Origin of the sequence: Pseudomonas sp. R84 (assembly GCF_009834515.1) — a bacterium.
GTDB lineage: Bacteria > Pseudomonadota > Gammaproteobacteria > Pseudomonadales > Pseudomonadaceae > Aquipseudomonas.
The window spans coordinates 4,646,133-4,669,391 of sequence record NZ_CP019426.1 but is presented as its reverse complement, the minus strand read 5'-3'; the positions used below and the strand labels follow the sequence as shown (position 1 = coordinate 4,669,391).

20 protein-coding genes are annotated in these 23,259 nt (G+C 59.4%); 13 read left to right on the top strand and 7 right to left on the bottom strand.

What is annotated here, in order from left to right; genetic code table 11:
* Positions 1 to 425 precede the first annotated feature (425 nt).
* Positions 426 to 1,337: a glycosyltransferase family 2 protein gene (locus PspR84_RS20585; protein ID WP_238785153.1), complete on the bottom strand. Its 912-nt coding sequence runs from the start codon at positions 1,335 to 1,337 to the stop codon at positions 426 to 428.
* Between the two features lie 476 nt (positions 1,338 to 1,813).
* Here PspR84_RS20585 and PspR84_RS20580 point away from each other — a divergent pair, with 476 nt between their 5' ends.
* From PspR84_RS20580 to fabF, 4 genes are all read left to right on the top strand, one after another.
* Positions 1,814 to 3,808: a nucleoside-diphosphate sugar epimerase/dehydratase gene (locus PspR84_RS20580; RefSeq protein ID WP_160060120.1), complete on the top strand. Its 1,995-nt coding sequence runs from the start codon at positions 1,814 to 1,816 to the stop codon at positions 3,806 to 3,808.
* Between the two features lie 110 nt (positions 3,809 to 3,918).
* Complete coding sequence (locus PspR84_RS20575; protein WP_160058937.1) at positions 3,919 to 4,254, top strand: helix-hairpin-helix domain-containing protein; 336 nt, start codon at positions 3,919 to 3,921, stop codon at positions 4,252 to 4,254.
* A 216-nt stretch (positions 4,255 to 4,470) separates the two neighbouring features.
* Positions 4,471 to 5,274, top strand: coding sequence for an SDR family oxidoreductase (locus PspR84_RS20570; RefSeq protein WP_160058936.1), 804 nt, complete (start codon positions 4,471 to 4,473; stop codon positions 5,272 to 5,274).
* Between the two features lie 22 nt (positions 5,275 to 5,296).
* Positions 5,297 to 6,571, top strand: a complete 1,275-nt coding sequence (gene fabF, locus PspR84_RS20565) for a beta-ketoacyl-ACP synthase II (protein WP_160058935.1) — start codon at positions 5,297 to 5,299, stop codon at positions 6,569 to 6,571.
* On the opposite strand, the gene PspR84_RS20560 is transcribed toward fabF, so the two are convergent.
* The 3 genes from PspR84_RS20560 to eat all read right to left on the bottom strand — a co-directional run bounded on the left by PspR84_RS20560 (position 6,568) and on the right by eat (position 8,921).
* Entirely contained in the window at positions 6,568 to 7,122 is a 555-nt protein-coding gene (locus PspR84_RS20560) for a TetR/AcrR family transcriptional regulator (RefSeq protein WP_160058934.1), read from the bottom strand. The genes fabF and PspR84_RS20560 overlap by 4 nt on opposite strands.
* A 137-nt stretch (positions 7,123 to 7,259) precedes the next feature.
* Positions 7,260 to 7,427 carry a DUF2897 family protein gene (locus tag PspR84_RS20555; RefSeq protein WP_007908505.1) on the bottom strand — a complete coding sequence of 56 codons (168 nt, stop codon included), beginning with the start codon at positions 7,425 to 7,427 and terminating at the stop codon, positions 7,260 to 7,262.
* A gap of 129 nt (positions 7,428 to 7,556) precedes the next feature.
* Positions 7,557 to 8,921, bottom strand: a complete 1,365-nt coding sequence (eat, locus tag PspR84_RS20550) for an ethanolamine permease (RefSeq protein WP_160058933.1) — start codon at positions 8,919 to 8,921, stop codon at positions 7,557 to 7,559.
* 399 nt (positions 8,922 to 9,320) lie between these two features.
* Between eat and kdpF the strand changes: the two genes are divergently transcribed.
* The 6 genes from kdpF (at position 9,321) to PspR84_RS20520 (ending at position 17,715) form a co-directional block, all read left to right on the top strand.
* Positions 9,321 to 9,410, top strand: a complete 90-nt coding sequence (kdpF, locus tag PspR84_RS20545) for a K(+)-transporting ATPase subunit F (protein WP_007963673.1) — start codon at positions 9,321 to 9,323, stop codon at positions 9,408 to 9,410.
* An 8-nt stretch (positions 9,411 to 9,418) separates the two neighbouring features.
* Positions 9,419 to 11,113, top strand: coding sequence for a potassium-transporting ATPase subunit KdpA (gene kdpA, locus PspR84_RS20540; protein ID WP_160058932.1), 1,695 nt, complete (start codon positions 9,419 to 9,421; stop codon positions 11,111 to 11,113).
* Between the two features lie 10 nt (positions 11,114 to 11,123).
* Positions 11,124 to 13,187, top strand: coding sequence for a potassium-transporting ATPase subunit KdpB (gene kdpB / locus PspR84_RS20535; protein WP_160058931.1), 2,064 nt, complete (start codon positions 11,124 to 11,126; stop codon positions 13,185 to 13,187).
* Between the two features lie 456 nt (positions 13,188 to 13,643).
* Positions 13,644 to 14,189, top strand: coding sequence for a potassium-transporting ATPase subunit KdpC (gene kdpC, locus PspR84_RS20530; protein WP_160058930.1), 546 nt, complete (start codon positions 13,644 to 13,646; stop codon positions 14,187 to 14,189).
* A gap of 130 nt (positions 14,190 to 14,319) precedes the next feature.
* The gene (locus PspR84_RS20525) at positions 14,320 to 16,971 is read left to right on the top strand and encodes a sensor histidine kinase KdpD (RefSeq protein ID WP_160058929.1); all 2,652 of its coding nucleotides are present in this window, start codon (positions 14,320 to 14,322) and stop codon (positions 16,969 to 16,971) included.
* Positions 16,972 to 17,019: 48 nt separating this feature from the next.
* Positions 17,020 to 17,715 carry a response regulator gene (locus PspR84_RS20520; RefSeq protein WP_122597145.1) on the top strand — a complete coding sequence of 232 codons (696 nt, stop codon included), beginning with the start codon at positions 17,020 to 17,022 and terminating at the stop codon, positions 17,713 to 17,715.
* A gap of 83 nt (positions 17,716 to 17,798) precedes the next feature.
* Here PspR84_RS20520 and PspR84_RS20515 read toward each other — a convergent pair whose 3' ends face one another.
* Entirely contained in the window at positions 17,799 to 18,839 is a 1,041-nt protein-coding gene (locus tag PspR84_RS20515; protein WP_122597144.1) for a patatin-like phospholipase family protein, read from the bottom strand.
* Positions 18,840 to 19,055: 216 nt separating this feature from the next.
* Between PspR84_RS20515 and PspR84_RS20510 the strand changes: the two genes are divergently transcribed.
* From PspR84_RS20510 to PspR84_RS20500, 3 genes are all read left to right on the top strand, one after another.
* Positions 19,056 to 19,334 carry a hypothetical protein gene (locus tag PspR84_RS20510; protein ID WP_016770894.1) on the top strand — a complete coding sequence of 93 codons (279 nt, stop codon included), beginning with the start codon at positions 19,056 to 19,058 and terminating at the stop codon, positions 19,332 to 19,334.
* 79 nt (positions 19,335 to 19,413) lie between these two features.
* A complete protein-coding gene (locus PspR84_RS20505; protein ID WP_007908544.1) occupies positions 19,414 to 20,178 on the top strand; it encodes a CHAD domain-containing protein in 765 nt (254 codons plus the stop codon).
* 242 nt (positions 20,179 to 20,420) lie between these two features.
* Positions 20,421 to 21,215 carry an acyl-CoA thioesterase domain-containing protein gene (locus PspR84_RS20500; protein WP_160058928.1) on the top strand — a complete coding sequence of 265 codons (795 nt, stop codon included), beginning with the start codon at positions 20,421 to 20,423 and terminating at the stop codon, positions 21,213 to 21,215.
* Position 21,216: 1 nt separating this feature from the next.
* On the opposite strand, the gene PspR84_RS20495 is transcribed toward PspR84_RS20500, so the two are convergent.
* Together PspR84_RS20495 and PspR84_RS20490 are read right to left on the bottom strand one after the other, a co-directional pair.
* On the bottom strand, positions 21,217 to 21,582 hold the full coding sequence (locus tag PspR84_RS20495) for an Mpo1-like protein (protein WP_160058927.1): 366 nt from the start codon (positions 21,580 to 21,582) through the stop codon (positions 21,217 to 21,219).
* Between the two features lie 114 nt (positions 21,583 to 21,696).
* Positions 21,697 to 23,178, bottom strand: coding sequence for a methyl-accepting chemotaxis protein (locus PspR84_RS20490; RefSeq protein ID WP_160058926.1), 1,482 nt, complete (start codon positions 23,176 to 23,178; stop codon positions 21,697 to 21,699).
* Positions 23,179 to 23,259: the final 81 nt, after the last annotated feature.

Below are 23,259 nucleotides of genomic sequence, written 5' to 3'. Positions count from 1 at the left end.
CTACTGATCTTGGTTGAATCTGATTTTATTGGGAAAAATCCCTAGGGTATAGCTTAATAAGGGTAACAGGACATGGTGATTTAGAGCTATCAATCAATCAATCTGCAAGTGAGTTTTCACTGATTCCGGATGTAAAAACGCTTATTGCTGGTGATGGCTGAGTCGGCGCTCAAATGTTGCTTTTTTCGGGTCTGCCGCCGTCGCGCGGGGTAGCCCTCGGCCCACCTCGATTTCGGGATTGCGAAGACCTCGTTGTCAGGCGGATGGGCAGCTTCAGTGCTATCAGTGGCGTCCCCTTGATGGACGTAATGCGCAGCACTCAACGACATGACGGGGCCGTAAATCTGGCGGCTGCACAATCGGTAATGATTAGAAACGGAATGACTGGATACTGTCGTCCTTAATTGCTCGCATCAGCGGCTTACTCAGATTCGTCTAAGAAGCACAGCCAATGCCAGGCCCAAATTACCCATTAAAGTCTGTCGATAAAAACGCCCGGAGATCATCAATCCGACTCTCTTGCCAAGCGAGACTCTACGAGCACTTTCGAAGCGCTCCAGTTTTTTCAGGTTGCGCGGGGTCAAATGCGCGGCGAGAAGTGTAAGTGCCGCTATGTTTTTCGTGTTCCATTCCTTCAAAGACCCCTGAAACATACGCTTCAGACGGTACAGGCGGTTTTTCATTGAAGTGTTGGCGCCTATCACATTGTGTGCGTGTTGACGGTAATCCAGGCTGGGGGTTGGATCGTAATAAACATGTCCGCCGCAACCGGTAATCAGCAGATACGCCCACCAGTCATGACATACCAACGGTGTATTGGCTGGAGTCACGTCAATTAAGGAACAGGCGCTCTGGTTAATGACCATGGTGTTACCACCGGCCAGACTCTGCATCAATGCGTTTTCGAAGCTTGGACGTTTGCTGAACAAGGGTGAAAGGCCAACGCAATTCCCGTTTTCATCAACAATTCGAGTGCGTGTGCAATACAGCGCAGGCACGGCGGCAGGCTGGTGATCCAGCCAGTCCAATGCTCGTTGCAGCTTTGTCGGATGCCAGTAGTCGTCTTGATCACAGAAGGCGTAATATCCGAAATGCCCAGACGCTTGGCCCAAAACAGACAGGAAATTGTTCGTAAAACCGCGCTGCGGCCCTTGGCTGATCAGCAGTCGATCGTGACCCCAAACTTCACGATAGTGTCGCAGGATTTCAAGCGTTTCATCCGTTGAGCCATCGTCCGATGCGCAGACAACCCATCGCTGGTGGCTCTGAGCGGCTATCGAGTCCAGTTGCTGTTTGAGAAAGCTCCCGCCATTGTAAGTGCAAAGCAAAATTGCCACGCACTTGGAGTCAGCCGCTGATTCGCTCATGGGCACGGAGTGGGAGGGGAGAGGATTGGGCACAGGTTTTTTACGCTCTTTCCATGGTGGCGAATTCGGCTATGAGATCACGGCTAAGCGAGTCAGTTTAACGGGTTTATCAGTGTTTTACACGGCGCAGTACACCGTAGCTGGCCTGGGTGTTGATCACTGTGACCGGAGGCCGACGGTGTGATTGTCGCTGTATCTCCCCCTGCTGGGATTTTTTCTACTAACGGAAGGTCGTTAATTACGTGCGCAGGAATGATCTCGCTTGGCACTCGCTCCCTATTCCACTCATTTTCCAGTGAATCGGCGATGTGGGCTGGAGTACGTTCTCCCGGCGAATGGAAAAGCAGGATTGGATCATTCAGTTTTTTCAGGTCAATGCGTTATGCTTTGCAGTTCACCACGGTGATTTGGGGTTTAAGGGAGAGCTTGAGGTGAGTGAAGTATTTATGGATAGAATCAGAACCTATCTGGTGGGGTTGCCTCGGCGGCGAAAGCGCTTGATTCAGGTCGCCACGGACATCGTTCTGGTATGGGTCGCGTTGTGGCTTGCATTCATCGTTCGTCTGGGCATAGACGACATGTACAACCCGTTGAAGATCCATTTCTGGCTTTTTGCTTGCGCGCCACTCATCGCAATTCCCCTGTTCATCCGCTTTGGCATGTACCGCGCTGTAATGCGTTATTTTGGCAATGACGCGCTCATTGCAATTATTAAAGCCGTTAGTCTGTCTTCACTGATTCTCGCTCTGGTTGTTTATTGGTATAGCAATCATGAAGCAGTAGTACCGCGGTCCATTATCTTCAATTACTGGTGGCTTAGCCTGGTCATAATTGGTGGCCTGCGTCTTTGCATGCGGCAATATTTTATGGGGGACTGGTTCACTGCAGCCCAGCATGTACCGTTTACCAACCGCGATGATGGAATGACCAGAGTTGCCATCTACGGCGCAGGCGTCGCGGGTAACCAATTGGTCGCTGCGCTGCGGATGGGTCGGGTTATGCGGCCGGTGGCGTTTATCGATGACGATGCCAGTATCGCTGATCGATCCATTTCTGGTCTTCAGGTGTATAAACCCAAGCATATTCAACAGATGATTGATGTCACGGGCGCGCAGGAGATACTCCTGGCACTGCCCTCATCGACTCGAGCGCGACGCAGGGAAATCCTGAATTTTCTTGAAGGGTATCCGCTTCATATACGCAGTGTTCCCAATTTCGCTGATCTGGCGAGCGGCAGGGTAAAGGTCGAAGACATTCAAGAAGTTGATATCGCTGATTTGCTGGGACGCGATGCTGTCCCGGCTCAGCCGGACCTGCTGGAGCGCTGTATCAAGGGCAAGACAGTCATGGTTACTGGCGCTGGGGGTTCTATTGGATCAGAGTTGTGCCGGCAGATTTTTTCGCTGGGGCCGACTGCGCTGTTACTCTTCGAACACAGCGAATTCAATCTATACAGCATTCTCTCGGAGCTGGAACAGAGAGGGGCACGGGAGTCGGCTCCGGTTCGTCTTCTGCCGATTCTCGGTTCAATCCGGCATCAGGAAAAGTTGCTGGATGTAATGAACACCTGGAAGGTGGACACCGTTTACCATGCAGCCGCTTATAAGCATGTACCGATGGTCGAGCATAATATCGCCGAAGGTGTTCTGAATAACGCGATTGGAACGCTCAATACGGCTCAAGCTGCCTTGCAGTCTGGTGTATCGAACTTTGTTCTGATTTCAACTGACAAGGCGGTTCGTCCGACCAACGTGATGGGTAGCACCAAGCGTCTGGCAGAGATGACTCTCCAGGCGCTGAGTCGTGAAGTTGCCCCGGTGTTGTTTGGCGACAAAGCCAATGTTTCTCGGGTCAACAAGACTCGCTTCACTATGGTGCGCTTTGGCAACGTTTTGGGCTCGTCTGGCTCGGTTATCCCGCTATTCCACAGTCAGATCAAATCCGGCGGCCCATTGACGGTCACCCACCCGAAAATTACGCGCTATTTCATGACGATCCCGGAGGCCGCACAATTGGTCATCCAGGCTGGATCAATGGGGCAGGGTGGCGATGTGTTCGTATTGGACATGGGCGAGCCGGTCAAAATCGTTGAACTCGCAGAAAAAATGATTCATCTGTCTGGACTGAGCATTCGATCAGATCGTAATCCTCAGGGTGACATTTCCATTGAGTTCACCGGTCTGCGCCCCGGTGAAAAGCTGTACGAGGAGCTGCTGATTGGCGATAACGTGGCCGCCACGCCACACCCCATGATCATGACGGCCAATGAAGATCACTTGCCTTGGGATGTATTGAAGGGCAAGTTGAGCGAACTGCTGCACGCGGTAGAAAAAGATGACTATTCCCGAGTACGTCAGCTCCTGCGCGAAACCGTCTCGGGCTACACACCTGACGGCGAGATCGTCGACTGGATCTACCAGCAGCGTCGTCTCGAACCCTGATTGTTTCACATCCTGTAACGCACGCATTTTTGACATCGCTCCAGCATGACCTAAGTTTGGAGAGCAGCTTCGGAAAAGCTGCTTTCTCAAACGATGATGGAGCGTCACTAATGCGTACCGGTTACTTCTATTCTCTGATCTTTGCTTTCCTCACCAGCGCCTCGATCGCCGCTATTGCCGCGCCTGTTGCGCCAGCGGAGGCGCCAAAGGCGCCTTTGGTGATGGATACTGCGGCACCGTCCCAAAGTGCAAAAGTCGATCTCAATGATGCCGACGCGGCGACGCTGCAAAAGGAACTGGCTGGAGTCGGTGAGGCTAAGGCCAAAGCAATTGTTACGTATCGTGAAACAAACGGGCCTTTTGCATCGGTGGAAGAATTGCTGGAAGTGAAGGGGATTGGCAAGGCGATCCTGGATCGCAACCGCGACAAGCTGGAAGTCAACTAAGCTGAGTGTTCTATGCCAAGAGGCCGGTCATTGACCGGCCTTTTTATTTTGTCCAGTGCATGGCAAGCGGATAGCAGTGGAGAGGGCGCTCGTCGGACAATATAAAATTACGTCTATCATATTGCGTTTGAATTATGGCTATAATAATTTGCCGATCCGTCGAGCCAACACGTCTCATCGGCAACTACTTTCATCAAGCATTCCAGGAGCACTCTCATGAATTCCGCACAATCCCAAGGTACTGCTCTGGTTACTGGCGCATCGTCCGGTATTGGTGCGATTTACGCTCAGCGCCTCGCGGCGCGTGGCTTTGATCTGCTACTGGTTGCCCGTGACAAGGACCGTCTGGAAAGTGCTGCGACCCAGTTGCGTGATGCCCATGGCGTTCAGGTTGAAGTTCTCAAGGCAGATCTGACGCAGAAGGATGACGTGCTCAAACTCGAACAACGTCTGCGCAGCGATTCGAGCATTAGCCTGCTGGTCAATAACGCCGGTGTAGCGGCGGACGGATTACTGGCCAACGCCGATATGGACCAGTTGGAGCGGTTGATCCAGTTGAACATCACCGCCGTCACCCGCCTGGCATCGGCGGCTGCTGCCAGTTTCGCCAAGGCCGGTCGTGGCACGATCATCAATATCGCCTCGGTGGTGGCGCTGTTTCCGGAACGCTTCAACGCTACCTATAGCGCCAGCAAAGCTTATGTACTGAGCCTGACCCAGTCGTTGAACACTGAGCTCGAAGGCACCGGCGTGCAGATCCAGGCCGTGCTGCCGGGTGTGACCCGCACCGAAATCTGGGAGCGTTCCGGTATCGATGCCAGTGGCATTCCGGCAGAAATGGTCATGGAGGCGGGCGAGATGGTCGACGCGGCGCTGGCCGGCCTGGATCAGGGCGAGTTGATCACCATTCCTTCGCTGCCAGACGCAAGCGAATGGCACGCCTTTGTTGCTGCTCGCCATGTCATGGCGCCGAACCTTTCCCGCAGTGCTGCAGCGCAACGCTATAAGTCCGGTAATTGAATTGATCAGAGGTCACCACAGTATGGATTCGCGTCGAATAGTCGTCACGGGCATGGGCCTGGTTTCACCCTTGGGCAGCGATCTCGAAGTCGTATGGCAGCGTTTGCTGGCCGGGCGTTCTGGTTTGCGTAACTTGCCTGAAGCAGTGGTTGCTGATTTGCCCACGCGAGTCGGCGGCGCGGTGCCGACGCTGGAAGAGGACGCCGAAGCCGGTTTCGATCCGGATCGCGCCACGCCACCCAAAGAACAGAAGAAAATGGACCGTTTCATTCTGTTCGCCATGGAGGCTGCGCGGCAGGCCCTGGAGCAGGCTGGCTGGCATCCCTCAGAGAGCAAAAGCCAGGAGCGTACCGCAACGATCATCGGCTCCGGTGTCGGCGGTTTCGGTGCGATTGCCGACGCCGTGCGCACCACCGACAGTCGCGGTCCTCGACGTTTGTCACCGTTCACCATTCCCTCCTTTCTGGTCAATCTCGCGGCAGGGCACGTGTCCATTCAACACAGCCTCAAGGGACCTTTGGGCGCACCCGTGACGGCGTGCGCTGCGGGCGTTCAGGCGATCGGCGATGCGGCGCGCTTGATCCGCGCCGGCGAAGCGGATATTGCCGTCTGTGGCGGTGCGGAAGCTTGCATCGACCGCGTCAGTCTGGCCGGTTTCGCGGCAGCGCGGGCACTGTCGAGCGGTTACAACGACACCCCGCAGCGCGCCTCGCGGCCGTTCGACAGCGGGCGCGACGGCTTCGTGATGGGCGAGGGCGCGGGCCTGTTGGTGATTGAATCCCTCGAGCATGCCTTGGCTCGTGGCGCGACACCGCTGGCGGAACTGGTCGGATATGGCACGAGTGCCGACGCCTATCACCTGACCGCCGGGCCTGAAGATGGTAGTGGAGCGCGGCGGGCGATGACGCTGGCACTGGCGCAGGCAGGTATCGAGCCGGATCAGGTGCAGCACCTCAATGCCCACGCGACGTCGACCCCGGTGGGCGACCTCGGTGAACTGGCGGCGATCAAAGCGTTGTTCGGCACGCAAAATAAAATCGCCGTGACCTCGACCAAGTCCGCCACGGGGCATTTGCTCGGCGCTGCCGGTGGGCTTGAAGCGATCTTCACCCTGCTGGCAATTCGTGATCAGGTGGTGCCGCCGACGCTGAATTTCGACAACCCCGATCCAGCGAGCGCAGGGGTGGACATCGTCCATGGCCAAGCGCGACCAATGTCGATCGAATATGCGCTGTCCAATGGTTTCGGGTTTGGCGGGGTCAATGCCAGCGTGCTGTTCAAGCGCTGGCAGGTTTAGTCGCGATTCTTGAGGTGGTCGCGGGTGACATCGAGGATGCGTTGCGCAAACCCGGCATCCGCGACACTGCGTGACAGTAGCAGCGCGCCGACCAGTGTCGACATGATGACAATGGCGCGATCGGCGCTGTTCTCGCCTTCGAGGCTGCTCTCGATCTGCTCCAACCGAGCATTGAGGACCACGTCGCTGGTGGGGCTGGGTTGGCCACGCAGACCCAGCTCGGAAGAGATCGTCAGTAACGGGCAGCCTTCATGCGGCGACGTTTGATGCCATTCGGACAGGTACGTCTCGATAAAGGCATCAAGCGGATTATCCTGCGAAAAAATCTCTGCACATAACCCGTCAACCTGGTTGCCGGCCTCTTGCAAGGCTTTCTCGACCAACTCGTCCTTGGACTTGAAATGTGAGTAGAAACCGCCATGGGTCAGACCCAGCGCTTTCATCAGGGGTTGCAGACCCGTAGCGCCGATTCCGTCCTTGCGAAAGCGTGCCGAAGCCTCCTTGATAATGCGCTGATGGGTTTGGGCTTTATGGTCCTGCGAGTAACGCATCTGGAACTCTCCGCAACAATGTCCCCATCTTAACCAAGGAAAATTAAATGGTGACTGTACTTCTACTTCTTAAAAGCGTGCAGATAGGTCCAAAAGCTATAGAAAGCACAAACCCCGCCGATCAGGCGGGGTTGTGTTCAGCGATCTTGTGCGTCCTTGGCGTCGGCTTCAGCATTGCGCTGAGCAACGCGTCGGCGTTCTTCATCGGTCAGATCGACCTTGTTGGCGGTGTCGCGCAACATCATTAATCCGCCGACGATCGAGCCGATTGCAACCACCAGAATCAACCAGGCATACCAGGGCATAACGGCTCTCCTTAAGGGCAGGTCGACGGGCGAGGATTTCGCCGTGCGACGCTGCATACCACATTTGAGCGAAGTGACTTCGCAGTGGTTCCATTCTAGGCCGCTTGCACCCGGTTCACCCGAAATCCCTCAATTGCCCGTCAGCATCGCATCGGCCGGTGCGTTGGCCCGCAGTTGCCCGGTGAGCAGGAAGTAGCCGAAACCGACTGCCATGAAACCGAGGAAGATCAACCCGATCAGCGCGTTGAACCACGCCATCGCCACCAGACACACCACCGCCAGCACCAATGCAATCATTGGAATCAATGGATAGCACGGCGCGCGGAAAGTGCGTTCCAGATTCGGTTCCGATTTACGCAGTTTGAACAGACTGAGCATGCTCATGATGTACATCACGATGGCGCCGAATACGGCCATGGTGATCATCGCGGCGGTGAGGGTCATGCCACCGAGGTTGATCAGGCCATCGCTGTAAATCGCCGCGATGCCGATGATGCCGCCGACAATGATTGCGCGATGCGGTGTCTGGAAACGCGAGAGTTTCGCCAGCGAAGCAGGCAGATAACCGGCGCGGGCCAGAGCGAAGAACTGACGCGAGTAGCCGAGGATGATCCCGTGGAAACTGGCGACCAGACCGAACAGGCCGATCCACACCAGCATGTGCAGCCAGCCCGAGTTATCACCGACCACGGTTTTCATCGCTTGCGGCAACGGGTCGTTGATGTTGGCCAGGGTGCGCCAGTCGCCGACACCGCCGGCAAAGAACATCACACCCATCGCCAGCAACACCAGGGTCAGAATACCGCTGATGTAGGCCTTGGGAATCGTGCGTTTCGGATCCTTGGCCTCTTCGGCAGCCATCGCCGCGCCCTCGATGGCGAGGAAGAACCAGATGGCAAACGGAATGGCCGCGAACATCCCGGCAATCGCTGGTGCACCAAACACATCCGACCCCGCCCAGCCATTGAGGGCGAAGTTGCTGAAACTGAAGGCGGGCGCGACCACCCCCATGAACACCAGCAACTCGGCGACGGCCAGCACGCAAACAATCAGCTCGAACGTGGCCGCCAGTTTCACGCCAAGAATGTTCAGGCCCATGAACACGATGTAGGCGCCGACCGCCGCGTGTTTCGGATCGAGTGCCGGAAACTGCACATTAAGGTAGGCGCCAATCGCCAGGGCAATGGCCGGTGGGGCGAAGACGAATTCGATCAGCGTCGCCAGGCCTGCAATCAATCCACCTTTTTCACCGAAGGCGCGACGGCTGTAGGCAAACGGCCCGCCGGCATGGGGAATCGCGGTGGTGAGTTCGGTGAAGCTGAAAATGAAGCAGGTGTACATGGTCGCGACCATAAACGAGGTCACCAGGAACCCCAGTGTTCCGGCCACGCCCCAGCCATAACTCCAGCCGAAATACTCCCCGGAAATCACCAGCCCTACGGCGATGCCCCACAGGTGCAAGGTGCCCAGTGTGGGTTTGAGTTGTGTGTTCATGCGTTTGCTCCCTGAACGGTTTGGAAAGCTCGGGGCAGGGCGTTTGCAGTGGGCGTGCCAGTACGCTGAAACAAGTCGTAATGAGTTGAAAGCTGTCGTATCGGGGATGTTCGCAGTGGGGTAGCTGCTTTTTGTGCGCCAGTTGGGTGCGATGTTGTCGGTGATGCTGTCTTCGCGAGCAGGCTCGCTCCCACAGGGGAATGCATTTCAAAATGTGGGAGCGAGCCTGCTCGCGAAGAGGCCCGCCCATACAGCGCAAAACCCACCTGTAACGCCAGCATAAACCCACTCTTTACGCTTTCTTTATGCCCCGCAGCACCCCTCGCTCTCGTTCCTTTACAGCCTCCTTTCCGACAATGCCTGCACACACGGCAATACGCCGTAACTCGGAGATCTTCCATGAGCGTTCTGGACGGGGTGTCACTGCTATTGGCAGCGGGGCTGTTCATTTATCTGTTGGTTGCGCTGTTGCGCGCGGATCGGAACTAGGAGCGGCTATGCACAGTTATGACTATTGGCTGATCCTCGCTTTTTTTGCGCTGGTCTTGCTGCCGGCGCCGCTGCTCGGGCGCTTTTACTACAAGGTGATGGAAGGTCAGCGCACTTGGCTGACGCCGGTTCTCGGCCCGGTCGAGCGCGGTTGCTATCGCATCGCCGGGGTCGATCCGCAAGCTGAACAGAGCTGGCAGAAATACACGCTGGCGCTGCTCGCGTTCAACCTCGCCGGTTTTCTGCTGCTGTTCGCGATCCTGTTGTTTCAGGATCACTTGCCGCTGAACCCGCAGAACCTGCCGGGCCAGGAATGGACGCAAGCGTTCAACACCGCGGTCAGTTTCATGACCAACACCAACTGGCAGTCCTACAGCGGTGAAGCGACCCTCAGCTACCTGAGCCAGATGGTCGGCCTCACCGTGCAGAATTTCGTCAGCGCCGCCACCGGCCTCGCCGTGCTGGTTGCGCTGTGCCGTGGCATCGGCCGCAAATCGACGAAAACCCTCGGCAACTTCTGGGTCGACATGACCCGCGCCACCCTCTACGGCTTGCTGCCACTGTGCCTGTTGCTGGCGCTGTATCTGGTCTGGCAGGGCGTGCCGCAAACCTTCGCGCAATATGTGAATGCGGTGACGATGCAAGGCGTCGATCAAGTGATCCCGCTCGGCCCGGCCGCCAGTCAGATTGCGATCAAGCAATTGGGCACCAATGGTGGCGGCTTCTTCGGCGTCAACTCGGCGCATCCGTTCGAGAACCCGACGGCGTGGAGCAACCTGTTCGAAGTCGCTTCGATCATTCTGATTCCGGTGGCGCTGGTGTTCACTTTCGGCCACTACGTCAAGGACCTGCGTCAGAGCCGCGCGATCATCGCCTGCATGCTGGCGCTGTTCCTGATCGGCGGGACGACTTCGCTGTGGGCTGAGTATCAGCCAAACCCGACGCTGAACAACGCTGCGGTTGAACAGACCGCGCCGCTGGAAGGTAAGGAAGCACGCTTCGGCACCACCGCCACCGTGCTCTGGTCGGTGACCACCACGGCCGCCTCGAACGGCTCGGTCAATGGCATGCACGACAGCCTCAACCCGCTTAGCGGCATGGTCGCGCTGGTCAACATGATGGTTGGCGAAGTGATCTTCGGCGGCGTCGGCGCGGGGCTCTACGGCATGTTGCTCAACGTGCTGATCGCGGTGTTCCTCGCCGGTCTGATGATCGGGCGTACGCCGGAATACCTCGGCAAGAAACTGCAGGCGCGTGAGGTGCAATTGCTGGTGGTGACTTTGCTGGTCATGCCGGTTGGTGTGTTGGTGCTCGGTGCGATTGCCGCCGCGGTTCCCAGTGCTGCGGCGACCATCAGCAACCCTGGCCCGCACGGTTTCAGCCAGTTGCTTTACGCCTACACCTCGGCCAGTGCCAACAACGGCTCGGCGTTCGGTGGCCTGAGCGCGAACACGCCGTTCCACAACCTGATGCTCGGTCTGGGCATGTTGATCGGCCGCTTTGGTTACATCCTCCCGGTACTGGCGCTGGCCGGCAGCCTGGCGATGAAGAAAACCGCACCGATCGGCCAGAACAGCTTCCCGACCCACGGCCCGCTGTTCGTGACCCTGTTGACCGTGACCATTTTGCTGGTGGGCGGCCTGACCTTTCTGCCGACTCTGGCGCTTGGCCCGATTGCCGAACATTTAAGTATGGGCTTCTAAGGAATCCATCATGAATATGCACGTTCCTGCAAAACCTGCAGAGCCGATCAAGTCGGCAGAAGCACCGAAAACCGCGATCTCGGCCCTGTGGCGGCCGGCGCTGCTGCAAGCTTTCGTCAAGCTCGACCCTCGGCAGCTGAAGCGTTCGCCGGTGATGCTGGTGGTCGAACTGACCGCGATTTTTACCACTGTGCTGTGCTTCATTCCCGACGCCGACGTGCCGACCTTCGTCGCTGCGCAAATCGCCCTGTGGCTATGGTTCACTGTGCTGTTCGCCAACTTCGCCGAAGCCTTGGCCGAAGGTCGTGGCAAGGCCCGCGCCGACAGCCTCAAGGCTGGCAGCGAAGGCCTCAGCGCCCGGCGCAAACTGGCCAACGGCAGCTTTCAAGTGGTGCCGGCAGCGAGTCTGCGCAAGGGCGATGTGGTGCGCGTCGAAGCCGGGGAGATGATCCCCGGTGACGGCGAAGTCATCGAAGGCATCGCGGCGGTCAACGAAGCGGCGATCACCGGTGAATCGGCGCCGGTGATTCGTGAGTCCGGCGGCGATCGTTCGGCCGTTACCGGCAACACACGACTGGTGTCTGACTGGTTGCTGGTGCAGATCACCGCCAACCCCGGTGAGTCCACTCTCGATCGCATGATCGCGCTGGTCGAAGGCGCCAAACGCCAGAAGACCCCGAACGAAGTGGCGCTGGATATCCTGCTGATCGGCCTGACCCTGATCTTCTTGCTCGTGGTCGTGACCCTGCAGCCGTTCGCCCATTTCGCCAACGGCAGCCTGCCGCTGGTGTTTCTGGTAGCGCTGCTGGTTACGCTGATCCCGACCACCATTGGCGGTCTGTTGTCGGCAATCGGTATCGCCGGGATGGATCGTCTGGTGCGCCTCAATGTGATCGCCAAATCCGGTCGTGCGGTGGAAGCAGCGGGCGACGTGCATGTGCTGCTGCTGGACAAGACCGGCACCATCACCTTCGGTAACCGTCGTTGCAGCGCGGTGTATGCCGCGCCTGGTGTGAATGGTCGTGAGCTGGCTGAAGGTGCGTTGTTTGCCTCGCTGGCCGATGAAACCGCTGAAGGCAAGTCCATCGTTGAATACCTGCGCGGTCTGCATCCGCAACCTGAGCCGGCGCTGGAAACCCTGACCGCTGTGCCGTTCAGCGCTGAAACCCGTTTGTCCGGTGTCGACTATCAGGGTCGCGTCTACCGCAAAGGCGCGGTGGACTCGCTGCTGAGTTTCCTCGGCCAAAAACGTTCGGACCTGGCCCCGGCGCTGTCGCGGGAAATCGACAAGATCGCGCAGAGCGGCGGCACGCCATTGCTGGTCTGCGCCGACGGCAAATTGCTCGGCGCGATCCACCTCAAGGACGTGGTCAAACCAGGCATCCGCGAGCGTTTCGCCGAACTGCGCAAACTGGGGATTCGTACCGTGATGGTCACCGGTGATAACCCACTGACCGCCGCTGCCATCGCCGCTGAAGCGGGCGTCGATGATGTTCTTGCCGAAGCCACACCGGAGAAAAAACTCGCACGCATTCGTCACGAACAAAACGACGGTCGCCTGGTCGCGATGTGCGGCGATGGCGCCAACGACGCGCCGGCGCTGGCTCAGGCTGACGTCGGCATGGCGATGAACGACGGCACGCAAGCAGCACGCGAAGCGGCGAACATGGTCGACCTCGACAGCGACCCGACCAAGCTGCTCGACGTGGTGCAGATCGGCAAGGAATTGCTGGTGACCCGTGGCGCGCTGACGACCTTTTCCATCGCCAACGACGTGGCCAAATACTTCGCGATTCTGCCGGCGCTGTTCGCCTCGATTTATCCGCAACTGGGCGTGCTCAACATCATGCAGTTGACCAGTCCGCAGAGTGCGATTCTCTCGGCCATCGTCTTCAACGCCTTGATTATCGTCGTGCTGATTCCGCTGGCACTGCGCGGGGTTCGCGTGCAGGCGGCGAGTGCGGCGGCGTTGTTGCGTCGCAACCTGTTGATCTATGGATTGGGCGGGATCCTGGTGCCGTTTGTGGGGATCAAGGCGATCGACATGCTGCTCACGGCGCTGCATCTGGTGTGAGTCTCAGAAGAGCCCCTCACCCTAACCCTCTCCCGGGGGGAGAGGGGACTGACCGAGGTGTTTACGAGAGCTACACCGACCTGAAATACCGAGCCGAACTCAGGTTTGAATTGCACAAAGATCGGCTCCCTTTCCTCTTGTCACCTTCGTGGGAGAGGGGACTGACCGAGGTGATTGGGAGAGGTACATCGACCTGAAATACCGAGCCGAACTCAGGTTTTGAACAGCACAAAAACCGGCTCCCTTACCCCTTGGCGACTTTGGGGGAGAGGGACTGACCGAGTGGTTAATCAAAGGTACATCGACCCGAAATACCGAGCCGAACGCAAGTTTTGAAAAGTACAGAGATCGGCTCCCTTTCCCCCTCGCCCCCTTGGGGGAGAGGGCTGGGGTGAGGGGGAAAAGATCTCCCTGACACTCCACCAAAGTTTGCCCAACGAATTCGAGGATTTTGAAATGTCCACAATGATACGTCCGGCCCTGAGCCTGCTGGTGCTGATGACCCTGGTCACCGGCGTCGCCTATCCACTGGTGGTAACCGGCATTGCGCAAGTCGCCTTCCCCGCGCAAGCCAACGGCAGCCTGGTGCACGACGCCGACGGCAAGGTCCGTGGTTCGTCACTGATCGCCCAGGATTTTGTCGGCGATGCCTGGTTCCATCCACGTCCCTCCGCCGGTGCGTTTGCGACGGTGTCCAGCAGCGCCAGCAACCTGGCACCGAGCAATCCGGCACTCGCCACGCGGGTGATCGATGAGGCCAACAAACTGCAGGTTCCGGGTCAAGGTCCGGTGCCATTGGCCTTGCTGACCACTTCCGGCAGCGGCCTCGATCCACACTTGCCACCGGCAGCAATTGCCTATCAACTGGCGCGTGTCGCAGCGGCGCGAAATCTGCCGGTATCGACTGTGCAGCAACTGCTCGATGCGCACATCGAACAGCCGCTGGTGGGGCCGCCGGTGGTGAATGTGCTGGCGCTGAACATGGCACTGGAAAAATTGTAGATCGGTGGCGCGGCCATTCGCGAGCAGGCTCGCTCCCACAGGGATACGCGTTCCAAATGTGGGAGCGAGCCTGCTCGCGAAGAGGGCCGAAAGAACACTGCATAACTATCATGAAGAGAGAGCATCAAGCATGAGCGACTCCGGCCGCGCCGACGCACTGTTAGCAGACTTGCCCCGTGACGGCCGTGGCCGGTTGAAAGTATTCCTCGGCGCCGCCCCCGGTGTCGGCAAGACCTACGCCATGCTCCAGGCCGCCCACACGCAACTTCGTCAGGGCGTGAAAGTCCTCGCCGGCGTGGTCGAAACCCACGGCCGGGCGGAAACCGAAGCGCTGCTCGGCGGCTTGCCGCAGCAGCCGCTGGTGCGCTCGGAATACCGTGGCGTGATGCTCGAAGAAATGGACCTCGACGGCATTCTCGCGGCCAGGCCCAAGCTTGTGCTGGTGGATGAGCTGGCCCACAGCAACGCGCCCGGTAGCCGTCACGCCAAGCGCTGGCAAGACATTCAGGAACTGCTCGCCGCCGGCATCGACGTGTTCACCACGGTCAACGTCCAGCACCTCGAAAGCCTCAACGATCAGGTGCGCGGCATCACCGGTGTGCAAGTGCGCGAAACCCTGCCGGACTGGGTGCTGCAAGAAGCCTACGAACTGCTGCTGATCGACCTGCCACCGCGTGAATTGCTTGAGCGCTTGCGCGAAGGCAAGGTCTACGTGCCGGAGCAGGCGCGCGCGGCGATCGATGCGTTTTTCACCCAGACCAACCTCACCGCATTGCGCGAACTGGCGATGCAAACCGCCGCCGCTCAAGTCGACAATGATCTCGCCCAAGGCTATCGCCAGCTCGGTCAGGCGGCCCCGGCGGTACGTGGGCGATTGCTGGTCGGCGTCGATGGCGACCAACAGGCCGAACGCCTTGTGCGCCATGCCAGTCGCGTTGCCCAGCGCCGGCATTTGCCGTGGAGTCTGGTGCACGTCGACAACGGCACGGTGCGCGACGAGCAATCGCGTCTACGCCTGCAAAGCGCTCAGCAACTGGCCGAGCGTCTTGGCGGCGAGGTGGTTTTACTGCGCGCCGGTGAGGTCGCCAAAACCCTGATCCAGCATGCCGCCGAACGCCGCGCGAGCTTGGTCCTGGTCGGGCAGTCCCGGCCACGTCTGCGCCGTCGTTTGTTCGGCGGCGGACTCGCGGCGCGTTTGTTACGTCAGGCCCACGGACTGGAAATCAACGTCCTCGACAGCGATCAGCAACAGCATCAACCGCGCCCGCGCAATGCGCTGACACTGGTGTGGTTCGACTATGCGCTGGCGCTGGTCGCCACGGTGTTGGCCAGTGCGCTGGCGTGGGCGGTGTCGAGCGTATTGCCGCTGCCGAACATCTCACTGGTGTTTCTCGCGGCGGTGTTGCTGGTGGCGGTGCGCAGCAGTCTCGGCCCGGCGCTGGCCTGTGCGGCGCTGTCGTTTCTGACCTACGATTTTCTGTTCATTCCGCCGAATTTTTCCTTCAGCATTCAGCGCGAAGAAGACGTGCTGACGTTGCTGTTTTTCCTGTTGATGGCGGCACTGACGGGCAATCTTGCGGCGCGTCAGCGTCGGCAGTTGCAGGCCTTGCGCGACACCCAGGAAGAGACCACCGAACTGCTCGACCTGTCGCGCAAACTCACTGCCGCGACCGACCGCCAGGCCGTCGTCAGCGCCGCCGCGCAACACCTCAATGGCTGGAGCGATCTGCAACTGTGCCTGCTTAATCGCGACGGTCAGGGCAGCTGGAAAGTCGAAACCGGCGGCCCGCTGCAATTCACCGAGGCCGAACGCGCCGCCGCCGATTGGGCCTGGCAACACGATCAACCGGCGGGCATGGGCACCGGCACGTTGCCGTTCGGGCGTTGGTGGTGGTGGCCGCTGTCGGTCGAGGACGGGCCGCTGGCGTTGCTCGGCGTGTGTGCCAAGGAAGGCCAGACTCTGAGCGGCCAGCGTCGGCGCTTGCTCACCGCGTTGAGCCAGCCGCTCGCCCAGGCGCTGGCGCGCGCGCAGTTGGCTGATGACCTGGAAGCCGCGCGCCTGCATGGTGAAACCGAACAACTGCGCAGTGCCTTGCTGGCCTCCGTGTCCCACGATTTGCGCACGCCGCTGACCGCCATGCGCGGCAGCATCGACAGCCTGTTGGCCCTCGGCGAAGCGATCCCGCTGGAGGATCGACATGAACTGCTCGAAGGCACTCGCGATGAAGCCGAGCGCCTTGATCGCTACATCCAGAATCTGCTCGACATGACCCGCCTCGGCCACGGTGCGCTTAAGCTGGCGCGGGACTGGGTGTCGCCGGCTGATATCATCGGCAGTTCGCTCAACCGCCTGCGCGCGGTACTCGCGCCGTTGCAGGTCAGCACCGATGTGCCGAGCGAGTTGCCGCTGTTGTTCGTGCATGCCGCGTTGATCGAACAGGCATTGGTCAATGTGATGGAAAACGCAGCGCGGTTCTCACCCGTTCACGGTCGTTTGCAACTCAGCGCGGGAGCGAATGACCAAGAGATTTTCTTCTCGGTCAGCGACGAGGGGCCGGGGATTCCCGAGGATGAACGGGCGAAGATTTTCGACATGTTCTACACCGCTGCCCGGGGTGATCGCGGGGGGCAAGGCACCGGCCTCGGGCTGGCGATCTGTCAGGGCATGGTCGGTGCGCACGGTGGGCGGATCAGTGTCGCCGACGGCATCGACGGGCGCGGCACCTGCATTACCTTGCACTTGCCGTTGCAGACGCAACCGGGGATGGACGATGAAGCCTGATTGCGACTGCGCTACTCTCTTGCCACTCTTTTGTGTTGATGTGAATTCATGAGCCAGACCGCGACCATTTTGGTCATCGACGACGAACCGCAGATTCGCAAGTTCCTGCGCATCAGCCTCGCTTCCCAAGGCTACAAAGTGCTCGAGGCTGGCACGGGGGCCGAGGGGCTGGCGCAGGCAGCCTTGAACAAGCCGGACTTGCTGGTGCTCGACCTCGGCTTGCCGGACATGGACGGCCAGCAAGTGCTGCGCGAGTTTCGCGAGTGGGCAACGACGCCGGTGCTGGTGCTGTCGGTACGCGCCAGCGAAGGGCAGAAAGTCCAGGCGCTGGACGGCGGCGCCAATGACTACGTGACCAAGCCGTTCGGCATTCAGGAGTTTCTCGCCCGGGTGCGTGCGTTGTTGCGTCAGGCACCGGCGGGGGAGGCCCAGCAAGCTGCGCTGAGCTTTGGCCCGTTGACGGTCGATCTGGCCTATCGGCGCGTGTTGCTCGATGGCGTCGAAGTGGCGCTGACTCGTAAGGAATACGCAGTGCTGGCGCAACTGGCGCGGCATCCGGGGCGAGTGATTACCCAGCAGCAATTGCTCAAGGATATCTGGGGGCCGACCCACACCGAGGACAGCCATTATCTGCGGATTGTGGTGGGGCATTTGCGCCAGAAGCTGGCGGATGATCCGACGCGGCCGCGGTTTATCGTGACAGAGGCAGGGGTAGGGTATCGGCTGTTGGAATCTGCGGGATAGCTAAAAGATCGCAGCCTTCGGCAGCTCCTACATAGGAATGCGTTCCCCTGTAGGAGCTGCCGAAGGCTGCGATCTTTTGATCTTTATTGCTGCTGCTCACTCTCATACCGATCCAGCGTATCCCGCGCAATCTCCCGCCCCAACGCGATCAGCTCTGGCGCCTTGTAAAACTCGAAAAACCGGCACACCCGCTTCGGCACGTTGATCAGGATATCCGGCGGATAACCGGCAATCTTGTACTGCGCCAGCGAGGTCTGCATCACCTCGAAACTCTGGTTGATCAAATCCAGCAACGACGCCGGCCCGACGTTATCGATGATGAACGAACCGGTCGCCGATTTTGGCGCGCCTTCACGCTCGGGCGCGGCTGCGGGTTGCTGGCTTTCCGGCTCGGCGCCTTCAAGCCAAGGATTGATGTCTGCCGCTTCGGCGCGCAGCGCTTCCTGTTCGAGCCGTAACAATTGCTCGGCCTGTGTTCGGCGGAACGGCATCTTCGACCCCAGCGATCTGATCAGGTTGTCGAAGCGTGAGCGGAACGCGGCGGGGCGCTGGATCACCGGCAGTTTGTAGTGACGCTGGTTGGTCGAGTTGAGATTGACCGCAATGATCAGATCACAGTGGCTCGACACCACCGGCACGATCGGCAACGGGTTGAGAATGCCGCCGTCGACCAGCATGCGATTGCCTTGCATCACTGGCGTGAACAGGCTGGGAATCGCCGCCGAGGCGCGCATCGCCTGATGCAGGCAGCCTTCCTGAAACCAGATCTCTTGCTGATTGGTGAGGTCGGCGGCAACGGCGGTGTAGGGGATGCGCAAGTCTTCGATGTTGATTTCGCCGACGATCTTGCGGATCTGCCCGAAGACCTTCTCGCCGCGAATCGCGCCGAGGCGGAAACTCACGTCCACCAGCCGCAGCACATCCAGATAGTCGAGACTTTCGATCCAGTTTTTGTAAACGTCGAGTTTGCCGGCGGCGTAGATCCCGCCGACTACCGCGCCCATCGAACACCCGGCAATGCAGGCGATGTCGTAACCGCGTCGTTCGATCTCTTCAATGACTCCGATATGGGCATAACCCCGGGCGCCACCGGAGCCCAGCACCAGTGCGACACGCTTTTTCATCAAACTTCCTCCCGACAAGGTTGCACAATGCACCCATCGCCGGGTCGGCTCAATCGCCGAAGTCGTTCAGTGCGCCAGTGACGTCGTTTTTTCGATACTGGATGACCCTTCGGCTATATCCTTCTCAGTTGCGCGGTTTCACCCGCCGGCGAGGCACTTTTTCGCAGCCAAGCCGTCTTACCTGCACGACTGTTGACCTATTTTGAGGTGTGAGTGATGAAAGCCTGGATCTGTGTGCCGTTGATGGCTTTGGTATTGGCCGGTTGCGCCGGTAAAACCGCTTACCGCGACAGCTGCGGCAGCCAGCTCGACGCGGCCTGGCATGAACTGGATCTGGCCAAGGCCGAAGGCTTTGCCGGCACCGTCAGCTATTCCAAAGCGTTGTCGCTGCTGACCGCCGCCAAGACCCAGCAACAATTCGAGGGCTTTGAAGGTTGCAGCAAGAAGGCCGAGAAGGCGCGTTTCTACATTCGCGAATCCCGCGCCGGCCGCTAAGCTGCTGACGTGAAGCAAGGAGGCTGCATTCGCTAGGCAGCAGAATGATCGTCAGAGCCATTTGAATCAGGAGCAAGTGATGTCTGCGTTGGTTGATCGGTTGGTGGCTCATGTCCTGAGTCTGGAGGTGCGGCTGCTGGCCTGTCAGGCGCGATTGACTGCACGTACCGACCCCGAGGCGCTGCATGATCTGCGCACCACGGTGCGGCGCTTGCGCAGCCTGTTGCGGCCATTGCGCGGTTTGCCCGGTGTCGAGCAACTGGAAGACGCCGCTTCGGCAGTCGGCCAATTGACCACGCCATGGCGTGATCGCGAGGTACTGGCGGCTTATCTGCTCGCGCATGATCAACCCGAAGCTGCGCAACGGCGCATGGCGCAGATGGCCGAGGCTTATCCGGCGCTGGCGGCGAGTGCCGAAGTGGCCTCGCTGCTGATGATTCTCGACGCGTTCCCGCGATTCCTGCGCGCCTCCCAGCGTCAGGGCTTGCTCAAAGGCTTGGACAAACGCATCGAAAAACGCCTCGGCAAGCAATGGCAGAAACTCGACGAGGCGCTGCACGATCCGGCCCACGACCGCCATCGCCTGCGCTTGCTGATCAAGCGCGTGCGCTACGGCATCGAAGCCTATCCCGAACTGGATCGCTTGCCCGAAGCGGCGCTGGCGCGATTGAAGTCAGCCCAAGGCGCTTTGGGTGACTGGCACGATTGCTGGCAGTGGCTGGCGAAAGCCGAGCTGGAGGCGGATCTGCAGCCCTGTGTCGCGACATGGCAGGCGACCATGATCAAAGCCGAAAGCAAGGCTGATCGCGTGCTGGAAAAACTCAGTTCAGCCTGCTTCAAATAATCCTGAATCACCACAACCCCCTGTAGGAGTGAGCCTGCTCGCGATAGCGGTCTGACATTCAACAACTGTGTTGGCTGTCAGACCGCTATCGCGAGCAGGCTCACTCCTACAAGGGATCTTCAATGTGGCTGATATGGGTGTAAGGCCTTTCTGTCAGCCCATTTGACCGGAATAGACGCTGCGGCGCTCGGCAGGTCTGGTTAAGATCCCTGCATTCCTTTCTCGTTTTCTGAGGTTGCCCCATGCGCTTTAGCGATTTGCTCGATGCGGTCCGCCGCCAACCGGAACTGACGATTCCTGCCGAATGGGGTCAGGGCCGTGCCAGTTTCGGTGGTCTGGTTGCCGCGCTGCAATACGAAGCCATGCGCGCGAAAGTCCCGGCGGATCGCCCGGTGCGTTCGCTGGCGATCACCTTTGTCGGACCGGTCGAGCCTGAAGTCCCGGTGAGCTTCGAAGTGGAGGTGCTGCGCGAAGGCAAAGCCGTCAGCCAGGTCATGGGCCGGGCGATGCAGAATGGTCAGGTGGTAACAATCGTTCAAGGCAGCTTCGGTGCTTCACGGCCCTCGGAAGTCGCCGTGGAAGCGTATCCGGCGCCGGCAATGAAACACTGGGACGAATGCCAGGAGCTGCCTTACATCAAAGGCGTGACCCCGGAATTCATGCGTCATCTGGCGATGCGCTGGAGCGTCGGCGGCATGCCGTTCACCGGTAATCAATCGCGTTTGATGGGAGGCTGGGTGCGGTTACGCGGCGATGTCAAAGAAGAGCCGGTCAAAGAGGCGCATCTGCTGGCCCTGGTGGATGCATGGCCGCCCGCACTGCTGCCGTATCTGAAGAAGCCGGCACCGGGCAGCACCTTGACCTGGACCATCGAATTCGTTCAGCCGTTACACGACTTGAGCACGCTGGACTGGTGCCAATACCTGGCCGACATCGAGTACGCCGCCGACGGCTACGGCCATGTCGCCGCCAAGCTGTGGAGCGCGGAAGGTGAGCTGATTGCGATGAGTCGTCAGACGGTTACGATCTTCGCCTGACTCAATGCCGACGGTGGCGCTCACGCCAGGCGCGCCACCAGCCGCCACTGAGAAAGAAGCGCGGAAAAGTCAGAAACTGCTCGACCAGTAACCGCGACATCGCATCTTTACGATCACTGAACGGCTCGGAGGCTTGCGTCTCCAGGCTGTGGCCGTGACGCTGCAAACCCAGCGCCGCGACGATTCCGATCACGCCGATGGCGACGCTGGCCAGGCTCAGGCTGAACACCCCGGAGACAATCAGCAGAAACGCGACGATGAACAACGGCACGGCAATCAGGTGTAACACCAGATTGGTCGGGTGCTGATGATTGCCCGGGTACGCGCGCCATTGCCACGCGGGAAGGTTGGGGTGACGTTTGCCCATGTTTTCTACTCCTCGATCCATGTTGACTCATGGTTGAAGAATAGGCCCGGGCGTGGAGGGCGGCGAATCAAGGTTGGCTATTGGCATCATAGGGATGATGGACAAAAAAGATCTTCAGAGTTTCAACTGACCTATGGCCTTGCTCAGTTCCCCGGCCAACGTCGCCAATTCATTACTGGTCGTCGCCGAATCCACCGTTTGCTGCACGGTATTCTCGGTCACATCACGAATACTCACCACCGCCCGGTTCATCTCTTCGGCGACCTGGCTTTGCTGCTCCGCCGCCACGGCAATCTGCGTGTTGCTCTCACGCATCTGCGCCACCGCGCCGGTGATTTCCGCCAGCGCCGCCCCGGCCTCTTGCGCTTGCTGCACGCAATCGTCGGCCTTGTACGAACTTTCCTGCATGAAATCCACCGCGTCGCGGGTGCCAGCCTGCAACGCCGAGACCATCGTAGTTATCTCGTCGGTCGAGGTCTGCACCCGCTTCGCCAGATTGCGCACCTCATCGGCGACCACGGCAAACCCTCGGCCCATTTCACCGGCGCGAGCGGCCTCGATGGCGGCGTTCAGGGCGAGCAGATTGGTCTGCTCGGCAATGCTGTGAATCACGCTGACCACGCCGTTGATCTTCTGGCTGTCCTCGGCCAGTCGTTGAATCATCTCGGCAGTCTGCTGCACGCCGCTGGACAGCCCGGCAATCGAGTGCTGCACCCGCGCGACCACTTGCTGACCGCTGCCGGCGAGGCCATCGGCGGTCTGCGACAGGTCGCGGGTGGCGCCGGCGTGTTGGGCGATGTGATAAACGGTGGCGGTCATTTCATTGATCGCCGTGGCCGCCTGATCGGTTTCGCTCTGCTGGCCGAGCATGCCGTGGCGCACTTCGTTCATGCTCGATGCCAGTCGCGCCGCGCCGACATCCAGTTGCCGCGCGGTGTTGGCGACGGTCGTCACAACGCGCTGGTAACCTGCCTGCATCGCGTTGAACGCGTTGGCCATCTGCCCGACTTCGTCTTTCCCGGCCAGCGGCACACGGGCCGAGAGATCGCCGCTTTTCTCAACGTGAAGCATTACGTCTTTCAACGTGTTGAGCTGGCTGAGCAGGAAGCGGATCAACAGTTGCGAGGCACAGAGCATGGCGAACATCAGGATGAACACCGCCACCGCGTAATTGGCGAAACGCTCGCTGAACACCTGACTCAGGCTCGGGCCATAGGCAATCACCGCGACCTGTTGACCGTCGGCGCGGCTGAACACTTCGGCGCCCATCAACGGATTGTCGCCGAACAGCGGCAGCTGATTGATCTCGTTCCAGCCGTTGCTTTCAGTGATTTCCAGCAAGGGTTGATCATTCAGGCGCGGCGCTTCGCCGCGTTTGAAGGTCAGCACCTGATCGGCTTTGGGCAATGGCTGCCCGGCCGGCCAGGCCTTAAGCAATTGCGCCTGGGCTTGCGCCGAGGCCTGAGACGCGTGACTGCGCGCCTGTTGTTCGAGCTGCACGGCGTACAGCACCAGCAACAGGGTGGTGACGAAGGCGACCGCATTGACCGCCCAGAATTTGTATTTCAGCGAGATATTGCTAAGCCAGGCACCCATGGAGGTCTTCTCTGATAGCGGAAACAGTTTTGGCAAGGTGCCAGCATTGTGCTGCTATGCAGAGGACTCGAATTGATGTGG

What these genes read in the sequence shown, in the direction of transcription:
- kdpA (WP_160058932.1), top strand. Translation starts at nt 9,419, where the DNA reads ATGCACAGTTATGACTATTGGCTGATCCTCGCTTTTTTTGCGCTGGTC.
- PspR84_RS20520 (WP_122597145.1), top strand. Translation starts at nt 17,020, where the DNA reads ATGAGCCAGACCGCGACCATTTTGGTCATCGACGACGAACCGCAGATT.
- fabF (WP_160058935.1), top strand. Translation starts at nt 5,297, where the DNA reads ATGGATTCGCGTCGAATAGTCGTCACGGGCATGGGCCTGGTTTCACCC.
- PspR84_RS20495 (WP_160058927.1), bottom strand. Translation starts at nt 21,582, where the DNA reads ATGGGCAAACGTCACCCCAACCTTCCCGCGTGGCAATGGCGCGCGTAC.
- kdpC (WP_160058930.1), top strand. Translation starts at nt 13,644, where the DNA reads ATGTCCACAATGATACGTCCGGCCCTGAGCCTGCTGGTGCTGATGACC.
- PspR84_RS20555 (WP_007908505.1), bottom strand. Translation starts at nt 7,427, where the DNA reads ATGCCCTGGTATGCCTGGTTGATTCTGGTGGTTGCAATCGGCTCGATC.
- kdpF (WP_007963673.1), top strand. Translation starts at nt 9,321, where the DNA reads ATGAGCGTTCTGGACGGGGTGTCACTGCTATTGGCAGCGGGGCTGTTC.
- PspR84_RS20505 (WP_007908544.1), top strand. Translation starts at nt 19,414, where the DNA reads ATGTCTGCGTTGGTTGATCGGTTGGTGGCTCATGTCCTGAGTCTGGAG.
- kdpB (WP_160058931.1), top strand. Translation starts at nt 11,124, where the DNA reads ATGAATATGCACGTTCCTGCAAAACCTGCAGAGCCGATCAAGTCGGCA.
- PspR84_RS20575 (WP_160058937.1), top strand. Translation starts at nt 3,919, where the DNA reads ATGCGTACCGGTTACTTCTATTCTCTGATCTTTGCTTTCCTCACCAGC.
- PspR84_RS20560 (WP_160058934.1), bottom strand. Translation starts at nt 7,122, where the DNA reads ATGCGTTACTCGCAGGACCATAAAGCCCAAACCCATCAGCGCATTATC.
- PspR84_RS20580 (WP_160060120.1), top strand. Translation starts at nt 1,814, where the DNA reads ATGGATAGAATCAGAACCTATCTGGTGGGGTTGCCTCGGCGGCGAAAG.
- PspR84_RS20510 (WP_016770894.1), top strand. Translation starts at nt 19,056, where the DNA reads ATGAAAGCCTGGATCTGTGTGCCGTTGATGGCTTTGGTATTGGCCGGT.
- PspR84_RS20570 (WP_160058936.1), top strand. Translation starts at nt 4,471, where the DNA reads ATGAATTCCGCACAATCCCAAGGTACTGCTCTGGTTACTGGCGCATCG.
- PspR84_RS20525 (WP_160058929.1), top strand. Translation starts at nt 14,320, where the DNA reads ATGAGCGACTCCGGCCGCGCCGACGCACTGTTAGCAGACTTGCCCCGT.
- eat (WP_160058933.1), bottom strand. Translation starts at nt 8,921, where the DNA reads ATGAACACACAACTCAAACCCACACTGGGCACCTTGCACCTGTGGGGC.
- PspR84_RS20490 (WP_160058926.1), bottom strand. Translation starts at nt 23,178, where the DNA reads ATGGGTGCCTGGCTTAGCAATATCTCGCTGAAATACAAATTCTGGGCG.
- PspR84_RS20500 (WP_160058928.1), top strand. Translation starts at nt 20,421, where the DNA reads ATGCGCTTTAGCGATTTGCTCGATGCGGTCCGCCGCCAACCGGAACTG.
- PspR84_RS20515 (WP_122597144.1), bottom strand. Translation starts at nt 18,839, where the DNA reads ATGAAAAAGCGTGTCGCACTGGTGCTGGGCTCCGGTGGCGCCCGGGGT.